This window comes from Rhabdothermincola sp. (assembly GCF_036846205.1).
In the GTDB taxonomy this organism is placed as follows: Bacteria; Actinomycetota; Acidimicrobiia; order Acidimicrobiales; family Acidimicrobilacustridaceae; genus Rhabdothermincola.
This window is the reverse complement of sequence record NZ_DAIUCK010000103.1, coordinates 1-10,964: the sequence shown is the minus strand read 5'-3', so window position 1 is coordinate 10,964 and position 10,964 is coordinate 1. Positions and strand designations below refer to the sequence as shown.

Sequence of the window (10,964 nt, the reverse complement as noted above, 5' to 3'; positions counted from 1 at the left end):
ACCCGCCCGGTTCCACCCCTGCCGGCACCGCCGGCGGTGCCGGGCCATGAGGAGGATCATCATGACCAAAGCGGAGTTGGTCGCCCAGATCGCCGAGCGAACCGGCGTCTCCAAGAGCGACGTCGAGAAGACCCTGAAGGGGTTCGAGGAGGTCGTGCAGCAGGTCGTCGCCAAGGGAGGCGAGAAGTTGTCGCTGCCCGGATTCCTGTCCTTCGAGCAGGTGCAGCGCGCCGCTCGGACCGGCCGGAACCCCCAGACCGGCGAGACCATCAACGTCCCTGCCAGCAAGGCCGTGAAGGTCAGCGCGGGCGCCACCCTGAAGAAGGTGGCCAAGGGGGAGGTGCCCGCCCCGGCATGATCGCGCAGGATCGTCCGCCTGTGGGGAGCCCACCGGGCGCTCCCCGCAGGCGCCTGCGGGACGGCGCATCTCGGGTCGATGACGCCCGGGCGCTAGGTTCGGGCCATGAGCACGCATCTCGCACCCGGGGACAAGGCCCCTGCCTTCACCCTGCTCGACCAGCACGGCAACAAGGTCAAGCTGTCGGACTTCAAGGGACGCAAGGTCCTCGTGTACTTCTACCCGAAGGCCGACACGCCGGGATGCACGGCCCAGTCGTGCGGCCTGCGGGACGTCGCCGGTGACATCGGCGACACCGCCATCGTCGGCATCAGCCCCGATGAGCCGGCGCGCCAGAAGAAGTTCGACGAGAAGTACTCGCTCGGGTTCCCGCTGCTCGCCGACACCGACCACGCCGTAGCCGAGCGCTACGGCGTGTGGGGCGAGAAGAGCATGTACGGCAAGAAGTACTTCGGGATCATCCGCTCGGCGTTCCTGATCGACGAGTCGGGTCGCATCGCCGAGGCCTGGTACAAGATCAGCCCCAAGGACACACCTGTCCGGCTGACCCAGGCGCTCGCGGCCGGATGATGGCCACCCACCCGGCCCCGCTCGACGTCCTGCCTCACCGGCCACCCTTCCTGTTCCTGGACGAGGTGGTCTCCCTGGAGCCGGGTGTCCGCGCCATGGGCAACTGGCACCTCACCGGCGAGGAGTGGTTCTTCGCCGGCCACTTCCCGGGGCGACCGACGCTGCCCGGCGCGTTGATGGTGGAGGCCATCGCGCAGCTCGGGGCCTACGCGGTGCTGGCCGGCGGCGATCACACTGGCAAGCTCCCGCTGTTCGGTGGGGTCGACGGGGTGCGCTTCCGGCGCCAGGCCACGCCCGGCGAGCTGCTGGAGCTGGAGGTGGAGCTCGGTCGGATGTCCGCCCGGGCGGGGAAGGGGCACGGCCGAGCGTCCGTGGGTGGAGCCATCGCCTGCGAGGCGGACCTGCTCTTCGTGCTGGTCGACGCCTGAGTTTCCTACCGGGGTAGCGTGCGGTCGTGAGCGCGCTCACCACCATCGCCACCCCGATCGGCCCCCTGACGCTCGAGGCCACCGACTCGGGCGTGCGCTCGATCACCTTCGGTGGTGGTCGGCGTGGCCGGAGCGGGTCGCCTGCCGCCGCTCGCCAGCTCGCCCTCGCCGAGCGGGAGCTGCGGGAGTACTTCGCGGGGCAGCGCAGCTCTTTCGCCGTGCCGCTGGACTGGCCGGCCATGACCAGCTTCCGCCGGGCCGTGCTGGACGAACTGGTCTCGGTGCCCTTCGGCGAGGTGGTCACCTACGGTGAGCTGGCCTCGCGGGTCGGTCGTCCCGGTGCCGCTCGAGCGGTGGGGTCCGCGATGGCCGCCAACCCGCTTGCGGTCGTGGTGCCCTGCCATCGGGTCATCCGGAGTGGCGGGGTGCTCGGCAACTACGCGAACGATCCCCGCAAGAAGGTGTGGCTGCTGAGCCACGAGGGTTACCTGCAGGGGAGCGGCTCCAGCCCTCAGGCCTGAGGTCGATCCGGGGGGCCGAACACCAGGCAGCCGTTGTGGCCGCCGAAGCCGAAGCTGTTCGACAAGGTCGGTCCGGGCTGCCACGGGCGGGGCTCGCCGTGGACGATGTCGATCGGGGCCAGCGCCGGGTCGGGGTGCTCGTAGCCGGCGGTGGGTGGCAGTAGCTCCTTGACCATCGACAGGACCACCGAGACGGCCTCCAGGGCGCCGGCTGCTCCGAGCGAGTGACCGGTGACGCCCTTGATGGAGGTGACGGGCGGGCCGGGGCTACCGAAGAGCTTGGCGATGGCCTCGGCCTCGGCTGCGTCGTTCAGCGGGGTGGAGGTGCCGTGGGCGTTCACGTGGCGGACCTCGGACGGATCGACCCCGGCATCCTCCAGGGCCAGCTGCATGCAGGCGATGGCGCCGCTCCCGCCCGGGGAGGGCGCCGTGATGTGATGGGCGTCCGCGGTGCTGGCGCTGCCGAGCACCTCCGCCAGGATGGTGGCGCCCCGGCGGCGGGCCGACTCCCACTCCTCGAGCACGAGCACTGCGCCTCCCTCGGCCATCACGAAGCCGTCCCGGTCGCGGTCGAAGGGGCGTGACACGCCGGAGCTCGACAGCGCGGTCATGTTCGTGAATCCGGCGATGCCGGTGGCGGTCATCGCCGCTTCGCTGCTGCCGGCGATCACCGCGTCGCAACGCCCGCTGCTGATGAGGCGGGCGCCGTTGGCGATCGAGTGGGTGCCGGCCGCGCACGCGGTGACGGTGGTCTCGCACGGGCCCTGCCAGCCGTAGCGCATCGAGATCGCGGCGGCCGCGGCGTTGGCCATCATCATCGGCACGAGGAACGGGGACACCCGCCGCGCCCCCTTCTCATGACGGACGACGACCTGGTCCTCCACCGTGATGAGCCCACCGACGCCGGTGCCCACCCAGACCCCTCGCCGGAGGGGTGCAGCCTCAGGCTGGCCGGACTGTTCGAGCGCTTCGGCGGCGGCGGCGAGCGCGAACTGGGTGAACCGGTCGGTGCGCCGAGCCTCTTTCGGGTTGTCGAAGTACCGGGCGGGGTCGAAGTCGTGCACCCGACGCTCACCCTCGGGGGCCGGGCCGAGCAGACCGTCCCAGAAAGCCTCGGCGCCGATGCCGCACGGTGAGACGACCCCGACCCCGGTGACCGCGACGCGGCGGCGGTCTCCTGCCGGCGAGGTGCCCATCAGCGCTTCGACTGGACCAGCTCGAGTGCCTGACCGACAGTTTCGATCCCGTCCAGCTCCGACTCATCGACGCTGATGTCGAACTCCTCCTCGAGGGCCATCACCAGCTCCACCAGGTCCAGGCTGTCGGCGTCGAGGTCATCACCGAAGCGGGCGTCGGGTGTGATCTGGTCCTCCTCGACGGCCAGCACCTCCACGGCGCACTTCTTGAAGCGGTCGAACGTGTCATCACTCACGGCTTTCTGATCTCCGTTTCTGGTTGGATGCGCTCCGTCGGGGATCGACGGAGGTGATGGTAGGCGGTTGGCTCCACGGGGGCCGAGGGTCACCACGGCCCCATGGCCAGGCCACCGTCCACGGGGAGCACGGCACCGGTGATGTACCCCGCGTCGTCGGACGCGAGGAACCGGATCGCCGCCGCCACCTCGCCGGGATCGCCCAGGCGACCGAGCGGGACGGCGGCCGCGATCGCCTGGCGACGGTCGTGGCCGACGGCGGCCAGCATGTCGGTGGCGATCGGGCCGGGAGCCACCACGTTCACGGTGACGTGGCGCGAGGCGAACTCGCGGGCCAGCGACCGCGCCAGCCCCACGAGGCCGGCCTTCGATGCCGCATAGTTGGCCTGGCCCGCCTGGCCGGTGGTGCCCACGACCGAGCCGACCAGGACCACCCGACCCCAACGGGCCCGCATCATCTTCTGCAGCGCCCGCTTGGCCACCCGGAAGGTGCCCGTCAGGTTCGTGTCGAGGACCCGGGCGAAGTCCTCGTCGGACATCCGCAGCACGAGCGTGTCGGCGGTGATGCCCGCGTTGGCCACGAGCACCTCCACCGGCCCGAACTCCGCTTCCACCCGGGCGAAGGCGTCCTCCACCTCAGCGGGCTGGGTGATGTCGCATGGCAGGCACAGCAGGCCGGCGGACTGCGCCTCGTCGGGTGGGGTCGAGCGGTAGGTGATCGCCACGCGCGCTCCGCTCTCGGCGAACGTTCTCGCCGTCGCCAGCCCGATGCCCCGTGCTCCCCCGGTCACCAGCACCACCCGGTTCATGTGTCGGCCTCCCAGCGGATCACGGCGCTCGCCCAGCTCATCCCGGCTCCGAACCCTACGAGCAGCACGAGGTCGCCGCGATGCAGCCGCCCTCGCTCGATGGCATCCACCAACGCCAGGGGGATCGACGCCGAGGAGGTGTTGCCGGTGGCGTGCAGTACGGTCGCCGTTCGCTCCATCGGGATGCCGAGCCGCTGGCAGGCGGCGTCGATGATGCGGATGTTGGCCTGGTGGGGTACCGCGAGGGCGACGTCGGAAGGCCGAATGCCTGCTCGCTCGAGGGATCGCCGCGCGGAGTCCACCGTGGCCCGCACCGCGCGGCGGAACACCTCGCGCCCATCCATCTGCAGGTAGCCGCCGATGTCTGCGTAGAGCAGGTCCCGGGCCGACCCATCCGATCCGAGGTCCCAACCCAGGAGCTGACCGGTGCCGGCGGTCGCCTCAAGCACCACCGCCCCGGCTCCATCGGCGAACAGGATCGCCGTGTTGCGGTCATGCCAGTCGGTGACCCTGCTCAGGGTCTCGCTGCCGATGAGCAGCACTCGGCGGGCGCCGAGGGCGATCAGGCCGTGGGCGTGCACCAGGCCGTAGACGAAGCCGGAGCAGGCCGCGTTCAGGTCCAACGCGCCTCCCTCGATGCCGAGGGCGTGCTGCACGTCGGAGGCGGTGGAGGGAATCATCCGGTCCGGCGTGGTGGTGGCGAGCAGGACCTGGTCGATGTCGGATCCGTGCAGGCCTGCTCGCTCCAGCGCCCGGGCGCCCGCGGCCACGGCGAGCCCGGCGGTCGTGCCGCCCACCCGTCGCTCCTTGATGCCGGTCCGCTCGGTGATCCACTCATCGGAGGTGTCGAGGACGGCCTCGAGATCGGCGTTGGTGACGATCCGGTCGGGCAGGGCCGTGCCCCAACCGACGATGACGGCGCCCACCATCAGCTCGTACGCAACCAGGCGATGGGCTGGCTGGCTGTCACCCGCTCCCCATCGACGGCGAGCACTCCCATCACTACCCCGGAGAACGCTGAACGCACCTCGTGATCACCGACCGTGCCGAGCACATCGCCCGGTTCCACGCGCAGCCCCGGGTCGAGGTTGCCGGCGGGGGAGAACAGCCCCGCGGCCGGGCTCACGACCAGGCGCTCCGTGGCGAACAGGTGCTCGCCCTCGTGGGCGCCGACGGCACTGGCCGGCGGCGCGGCGAGGGCCTCCAGGAGCCGGTCGAGATCAGCGGGCGCCGACACCGACAGCACTCGAGCGCCGCTGACCGTGCGCTTGGCGAGGCCGGTGAGCACGGTGCCGGGACCCACTTCCACGTAGGTGCCGAAGCCGTCGTCGTGCAGGCGGTGCAGGGTCTGGCGCCACCGCACCGGGCTGCACAGCTGCGCGCCGAGCAGCCCCAGCCATTCGCCGGCGTCGGCGTGTGGGGCGGCGTCGACGTTGGCATACGTGGGCAGCTCCGGGGGCCGCAGGTCGGTCGCGGCCAGCGCCTTGCGCAGGCGCTCTCGGGCCGGGGCCATGAACGGCGTGTGGAAGGCGCCGCTCACCGGCACAGGCAGCACCTTCTTGGCTCCCGCCGCCTTCGCCACCGCGACCAGGTCGTCGATCGCCTCGGGGCTGCCGGCGACGACCACCTGGCCGGGGGCGTTGTAGTTCGCTACCCACACGTCGCCGTCCACCCGGGCGCAGGCCACCTCGACGGCGTCGTCATCGAGGCCGAGGACCGCCGCCATCGCGCCGGCCCGCTCGCGGCCCGCGGCCTGCATGGCCTCGCCTCGCTCGGCGACCAGGGCCGCGCCCTCCTCGAAGGCGAGCGCGCCGGCGGCGACCAGCGCGGTGTACTCGCCCAGGCTGTGACCGGCCACGGCCGCGGGCTCGACGCCGAGGCGTTCGATCGCGTCGAGCACCACCAGGCTCAAGACGAACGTCGCCACCTGGGCGTTGCGGGTCTCGGTGAGCTCGTCGGCCGGCGCCTCGAGCAGCAGGTGCTCGATGTCCCGACCGACGGCGGCACTGGCCTCACCGACGAGCTCCCAGGACGGGTGCCCGACCCACGGCGCTCCCATCCCGGGCTTCTGCGAGCCCTGGCCGGGGAAGGTGAACACGATCATGCAAGGGCCCCTCTCCGCGAACGACCGCCCTGAGACTCGCCGACGGCGCGTGGGGTTTCAGTGCCGTCTGTCTCAGACGCCGCTCAGGACCCCGGGGGGTGTTCCTCGCGCTGGTCGTAGATGGCCCGGAACTGGCGTGCGCTGGCGTCGATCGCCCGCTGGCGGTACACGAGCAGGGCGCCGAGCAGCCCGGCCAGGCCCGCGAGTACGACCATCCGTCGACGTGGCCGGCGGGCGGGACGGCGTCGGTCCATGGTGCGGCGGGTGGGATTCGAACCCACAAGCCCTTGCGGGCAGCAGGGTTTGAGCCTGCCCTGTATGCCGGTTCCAGCACCGCCGCAGGGTGGTTCACGCTAGCAGCGGGGAGGGCCTGGCCGCCCTGCCCCGGCTGCCGGGAGAGGTGGTCCTAGACTTTTCGACGTGACCCGCTCGTTGGTGGAACGGCGCCTGGCCGAGGTGTCCGAGCAACTCAAGCGGCTCCGTCGCGACCTCGCGGTCGCGGAGGAGCAGCTGGCGCACTTCGCCGACGAAGCCGAGGAAGCCAGGCTCCGGTCCCTCGTCTCGGAGACCCCACTCGCCGAGCGCGAACACCGGGAGGCCCAGCGGCACGCGGAGGCCATGAGCCGGCACCGGGCGGAGCTCCTGGCGTCGATCGAGCGCCTGGAAGGCACCCAGGACGAGCTGCTCGACAAGCTCATCGCCACCGACGGGAACCGTTGAGCGGCCGCCACCGGCTCAGCCAGTACGATGCGCCCACTCACGGACCGCGACAGGGAAAGGGAACGCCGGTGCCGACCCGCGTCGTCATCGCCGAGGACGAGGCCATCATCCGGCTCGACCTGAAGGAAACCCTCGAGGAGGAGGGCTACGAGGTCGTCGGCGAGACGGGTCGTGGTGATGAGGCCGTCGAGCTGGTCAAGCAGCTCGAACCGGACATCGCGATCCTCGACATCAAGATGCCGGGTCTCGACGGGCTCTCCGCGGCTCGGGAGATCGCCGGCGAGCGCCGAGCGGCCGTGCTGATCCTCACCGCGTTCAGCCAGCGGGACCTCATCGAGCAGGCCCGCGACGCAGGGGCGCTCGCCTACCTGGTCAAGCCGTTCCAGCGCAGCGAGCTCATCCCGGCGATCGAGGTGGCGATCGGTCGCTTCAACGAGATCAAGGCGCTGCACGACCAGGCACAAACCCTCGAAGGCCAGCTCGAGACGCGCAAAGTGGTGGACCGGGCCAAAGGCCGTCTCATGGACCGGTACGCGCTCTCCGAGTCTGACGCGTTCTCGTTCATCCAGAAGACCGCGATGCAGGAACGGATGACGATGAAGGCGATCGCCGAGAAGGTCATCGCCGGGGAGCTCGCCCCTCCGACCTCGCACTGAGGCGGCCTAGGCTGCCCGGAGATGTCGACGGTCATGCTCATCGACGGCAACTCCCTCACCTACCGCGCCTTCTTCGCCCTTCCCACGGACCTGGCGACCGCTTCGGGACAGGTCACCAACGCGGTGTACGGGTTCACCTCGATGCTGATCAACCTCCTGAGGGACCACCGGCCGGACCGGGTGGCGGTGGCCTTCGACCGGCCCGAGCCGACGTTCCGCCACGAGGTGGTCGAGACCTACAAGGCGAACCGGGAGGCGGCGCCGGACATCCTGCGCCAACAGATCGGCCTGGTGCGTGAGGTGGTCGAGAAGCTCGGGATCGCGATCCTGGAGGTGCCCGGATACGAGGCCGACGACATCATCGCCACGCTCGCCACCCGTGCCCGCGACGCGGGTCACGACGTGCTGATCGTCACCGGCGACCGCGACACGTTCCAGCTCGTCGAGGACCCCCACGTCCGGGTGCTCTACAACCGGAAAGGAGTCTCGGACTACGCGCTCTACGACGAAGCAGGCATCGAGTCACGCACCGGCGTGCCCCCGTCGAAGTACGTGCTCTACGCGGCCCTGCGCGGCGATCCGTCGGACAACCTCCCGGGCGTTCCCGGGGTGGGGGAGAAGACGGCCGCCAAGCTGGTCAACACCTACGGCGACCTCGACGGGATCTTCTCCCACCTCGACGAGCTGTCACCGAAGCTGCGGTCCAGCCTGGCTGACCACGAAGCGCAGGTTCGCCGCAACGCGGAGGTCATGAAGCTGGTGGGCGACGTGGACCTCGAGGTCGACCTGGACGAGCTGGAGCTCGGGGCCGTCGATCTGGAAGAGGTTCGCAAGCTCTTCGAGTTCCTCGAGTTCCGATCCCTTTTCGATCGGCTGGTCGAGGCGCTGGGCGAGCGGGCGATCGGGGGGGCGGACTCGCGCGGGGGAGGCGTCCTCGAGGCCGAGGTACGGCTGCTCGAAGACTGCGGCGGGGCGCTGGACCTGCTGGCCTCGCTGCGCGCCGAGGCCGAGGTCCTCGCCGTGGCGCCGGCCTGGGCCGGCATCGAGGGGCGATCGCCTCTCGAAGGCATCGCCTTCGTGACCGATGCCGCGGCCGCCGAGGTCGTCTGGCTGCCGGCGACCCTGTTGGCCGAGCCTTCGGTCACGGATGCGCTGGCGACCTTCACCGGTCGGGATGGCCGGCCGCTCGCTACCCATGACGCCAAGGCGGTGATGAGGGGGCTCGCGCCCTACGGAGTGGACGTGCGCTCGCTGGCGCTCGACACGATGATCGCCGCGTACCTGATCGACCCCGCCGAGTCGCGGTACCCGCTGGCAGAGGTGCTCGAACGGTTCACCGGCATGACGCTGCCGGCGGGCGCGGCGGTGGCCGAGGGACAGTTGGACTTCGGTGACGGGGGGGTGCCGGCCTGGCTCGATGCGGGGAGGCGGGCCCTGGCAGTGGCGTTCCTGGTCGAGCCGCTGACCTCGACGCTCGACGCTCGCGGCCTGCGGGCACTCAACGACGACGTCGAGACGCCCCTGGTCCGGGTGCTCGCCAAGATGGAGATCGCGGGCATCGGGGTCGACGTCGACGAGCTTCGACGGCTCAGCGACTCCCTGGCCGATGATTGCGAGCGGCTCCGCAGGCAGGTGTGGGCCGACGCTGGCCACGAGTTCAACGTGAACTCCACGCCGCAGCTCCGGCAGGTACTGTTCGAGGAGCTGGGCCTCACGCCGCAGAAGAAGACCAAGACCGGTTACTCGACCGACGCGGCGTCCCTCGAGAGACTGCTCGGCGAGCACCCCATCATCGAGCACCTGTTGCAGTACCGCGAGGTGGAGAAGCTGCGCTCCACCTACGGCGAAGGCCTTCTCGCCGAAGTGGCACCCGACGGGCGCATCCACGCCACGTTCAACCAGACCGTGGCCAGGACCGGGCGGTTGAGCTCTGACGCGCCGAACCTGCACAACATCCCGGTCCGCAGCGAGATCGGCCGGGCGTTCCGCAAGGCGTTCGTGCCGGCGCCGGGCTATGAGTTCACCATCGCCGACTACAACCAGATCGAGCTGCGATGCATTGCTCACCTCGCCGAGGACCCAGGCCTGATCGCGGCGTTCGAGTCCGGGGAGGACATCCACACCGCCACCGCGGCCCGGGTGTTCGGCGTGGACCCGGCGGCGGTGACCCTCGACCAGCGCGCGAAGGCCAAGATGGTTTCCTACGGGCTGGCCTACGGGATGGAGGCTTACGGGCTCGGGCAACGGCTCGGCATTTCGACCTCGGAGGCGCAGGAGATCCTCGACGCCTACTTCGAGGCCTTCCCGGCCGTGCGGGCGTACATGGAGCGCACGGTGGCTGAAGCCCGTGAGCGCGGCTACACCGAGACCCTGTTCGGTCGGAGGCGGCAGATCCCGGAGCTGAGCTCCAGCAACGTCCGCATCCGCCAGGCAGGTGAGCGACAGGCGATGAACGCAGGGATCCAAGGGCTGGCCGCCGACATCTTCAAGGTGGCGCTCGTCCGGCTCGACGCCGCCCTCGAGGAGCAACGGCTCGATGCCCGCCTGGTTCTCCAGGTCCACGACGAGGTGCTGGTCGAGAGCCGCCCGGCGGAGCGGGACGCCGTCACGGCCGTGGTGCTCGACGCGATGTGTGGTGCCTTCGACCTCCGGGTGCCACTCGAGGTGAATCTCACCCACGGTTCGACCTGGGCCGACGCCAAGGGATGAGCACCCGAGGTCCCGGCCAGGCCTACGATGCGCGCCACGAGAGTGGATCGGGCGATCCTCAGCGCACCGGGGGGCGGCTGTGCCGAGCAGGAACACACGCAGCACGGTCTGGTTCGTCATCTTCCTCGTGGCCCTCGTGGTCGCGGTTTTCTACGGGCTTCGGGCAGTGGCGACTGCTGACGCCTGCGGGGACCTGCCGAAGACCTGGAACTGGGCTCGGGCCACGTGGGAATGCCCTGCCTACCGGTTCTGACGCTCTGGCCGGCGGGCTCGGTAGCGCGCCGTGACCGGGTCGCACTGGTTCGAGGAGCTGGCCGACCACCTCGGTGAGGCGTACCTGCGGTACTCGTTCACCAAGGGCAGCCGCCAGGAGGTCACCTTCCTGGTCGAGCAGCTGGGCCTGCGACCAGGCGATCGGGTCCTCGACGTGGGCTGTGGCCCTGGGCGGCACGCTCACCTGCTCGGCGAGCTGGGTATCGCCGTGCACGGGGTCGACATCTCCGCCACCTTCGTCGACCTCGCACGCCGGGATGCTCCGCCGAACGTGACCTTCGAACGGCTCGACGCTCGGGCGCTGCCGTTCGAAGGTGAGTTCGAGGCGGCGATCTCGTTGTGTCAGGGGGCCTTCGGACTCGCCGCCGGCGGCCCCTCCGCCGG

The 10,964-nt window shown here is 70.6% G+C and carries 14 protein-coding genes and 1 tRNA gene; 8 read left to right on the top strand and 7 right to left on the bottom strand.

Annotation, left to right across the window (positions count from 1 at the left end; translation table 11 throughout):
- Nucleotides 1–61 precede the first annotated feature (61 nt).
- From V7004_RS13295 to V7004_RS13280, 4 genes are all read left to right on the top strand, one after another.
- On the top strand, nt 62–358 hold the full coding sequence (locus V7004_RS13295; protein ID WP_208027932.1) for an HU family DNA-binding protein: 297 nt from the start codon (nt 62–64) through the stop codon (nt 356–358).
- A 105-nt stretch (nt 359–463) separates the two neighbouring features.
- A complete protein-coding gene (gene bcp, locus V7004_RS13290) occupies nt 464–928 on the top strand; it encodes a thioredoxin-dependent thiol peroxidase (RefSeq protein ID WP_334144558.1) in 465 nt (154 codons plus the stop codon).
- Nucleotides 928–1,356 carry a 3-hydroxyacyl-ACP dehydratase FabZ gene (gene fabZ, locus V7004_RS13285; protein ID WP_334144557.1) on the top strand — a complete coding sequence of 143 codons (429 nt, stop codon included), beginning with the start codon at nt 928–930 and terminating at the stop codon, nt 1,354–1,356. The genes bcp and fabZ overlap by 1 nt, the downstream gene beginning before the upstream one ends.
- A 26-nt stretch (nt 1,357–1,382) precedes the next feature.
- Entirely contained in the window at nt 1,383–1,877 is a 495-nt protein-coding gene (locus V7004_RS13280; RefSeq protein ID WP_334144556.1) for a methylated-DNA--[protein]-cysteine S-methyltransferase, read from the top strand.
- On the opposite strand, the gene V7004_RS13275 is transcribed toward V7004_RS13280, so the two are convergent.
- The 7 genes from V7004_RS13275 to V7004_RS13245 form a co-directional block, all read right to left on the bottom strand.
- Complete coding sequence (locus V7004_RS13275; protein ID WP_334144555.1) at nt 1,868–3,073, bottom strand: beta-ketoacyl-[acyl-carrier-protein] synthase family protein; 1,206 nt, start codon at nt 3,071–3,073, stop codon at nt 1,868–1,870. The two genes, V7004_RS13280 and V7004_RS13275, sit on opposite strands and share 10 nt — an antisense overlap.
- Entirely contained in the window at nt 3,073–3,309 is a 237-nt protein-coding gene (acpP, locus tag V7004_RS13270; protein ID WP_208027927.1) for an acyl carrier protein, read from the bottom strand. Before acpP ends, V7004_RS13275 begins: the two co-directional genes overlap by 1 nt.
- An 89-nt stretch (nt 3,310–3,398) precedes the next feature.
- Nucleotides 3,399–4,118: a 3-oxoacyl-ACP reductase FabG gene (gene fabG / locus V7004_RS13265; protein WP_334144554.1), complete on the bottom strand. Its 720-nt coding sequence runs from the start codon at nt 4,116–4,118 to the stop codon at nt 3,399–3,401.
- Entirely contained in the window at nt 4,115–5,044 is a 930-nt protein-coding gene (locus V7004_RS13260) for a beta-ketoacyl-ACP synthase III (protein ID WP_334144552.1), read from the bottom strand. Before V7004_RS13260 ends, fabG begins: the two co-directional genes overlap by 4 nt.
- 2 nt (nt 5,045–5,046) lie before the next feature.
- Nucleotides 5,047–6,222: an ACP S-malonyltransferase gene (gene fabD, locus V7004_RS13255; protein WP_334144550.1), complete on the bottom strand. Its 1,176-nt coding sequence runs from the start codon at nt 6,220–6,222 to the stop codon at nt 5,047–5,049.
- 83 nt (nt 6,223–6,305) lie between these two features.
- A complete protein-coding gene (locus V7004_RS13250; RefSeq protein ID WP_334144549.1) occupies nt 6,306–6,437 on the bottom strand; it encodes a hypothetical protein in 132 nt (43 codons plus the stop codon).
- Between the two features lie 38 nt (nt 6,438–6,475).
- Nucleotides 6,476–6,562 (bottom strand) — tRNA-Leu (locus tag V7004_RS13245).
- Between the two features lie 80 nt (nt 6,563–6,642).
- Here V7004_RS13245 and V7004_RS13240 point away from each other — a divergent pair.
- The 4 genes from V7004_RS13240 to V7004_RS13225 all read left to right on the top strand — a co-directional run.
- Nucleotides 6,643–6,942, top strand: coding sequence for a hypothetical protein (locus tag V7004_RS13240; RefSeq protein ID WP_334144548.1), 300 nt, complete (start codon nt 6,643–6,645; stop codon nt 6,940–6,942).
- A 68-nt stretch (nt 6,943–7,010) separates the two neighbouring features.
- Nucleotides 7,011–7,598 carry an ANTAR domain-containing response regulator gene (locus tag V7004_RS13235; RefSeq protein WP_334144546.1) on the top strand — a complete coding sequence of 196 codons (588 nt, stop codon included), beginning with the start codon at nt 7,011–7,013 and terminating at the stop codon, nt 7,596–7,598.
- 21 nt (nt 7,599–7,619) lie between these two features.
- Nucleotides 7,620–10,307, top strand: a complete 2,688-nt coding sequence (polA, locus tag V7004_RS13230) for a DNA polymerase I (protein WP_334144545.1) — start codon at nt 7,620–7,622, stop codon at nt 10,305–10,307.
- A 283-nt stretch (nt 10,308–10,590) separates the two neighbouring features.
- A partial coding sequence (locus tag V7004_RS13225; RefSeq protein WP_334144544.1) for a class I SAM-dependent methyltransferase occupies nt 10,591–10,964 on the top strand: 374 nt, incomplete at its 3' end.

What these genes read in the sequence shown, in the direction of transcription:
- V7004_RS13295 (WP_208027932.1), top strand. Translation starts at nt 62, where the DNA reads ATGACCAAAGCGGAGTTGGTCGCCCAGATCGCCGAGCGAACCGGCGTC.
- bcp (WP_334144558.1), top strand. Translation starts at nt 464, where the DNA reads ATGAGCACGCATCTCGCACCCGGGGACAAGGCCCCTGCCTTCACCCTG.
- fabZ (WP_334144557.1), top strand. Translation starts at nt 928, where the DNA reads ATGGCCACCCACCCGGCCCCGCTCGACGTCCTGCCTCACCGGCCACCC.
- V7004_RS13275 (WP_334144555.1), bottom strand. Translation starts at nt 3,073, where the DNA reads ATGGGCACCTCGCCGGCAGGAGACCGCCGCCGCGTCGCGGTCACCGGG.
- fabG (WP_334144554.1), bottom strand. Translation starts at nt 4,118, where the DNA reads ATGAACCGGGTGGTGCTGGTGACCGGGGGAGCACGGGGCATCGGGCTG.
- fabD (WP_334144550.1), bottom strand. Translation starts at nt 6,222, where the DNA reads ATGATCGTGTTCACCTTCCCCGGCCAGGGCTCGCAGAAGCCCGGGATG.
- V7004_RS13250 (WP_334144549.1), bottom strand. Translation starts at nt 6,437, where the DNA reads ATGGTCGTACTCGCGGGCCTGGCCGGGCTGCTCGGCGCCCTGCTCGTG.
- polA (WP_334144545.1), top strand. Translation starts at nt 7,620, where the DNA reads ATGTCGACGGTCATGCTCATCGACGGCAACTCCCTCACCTACCGCGCC.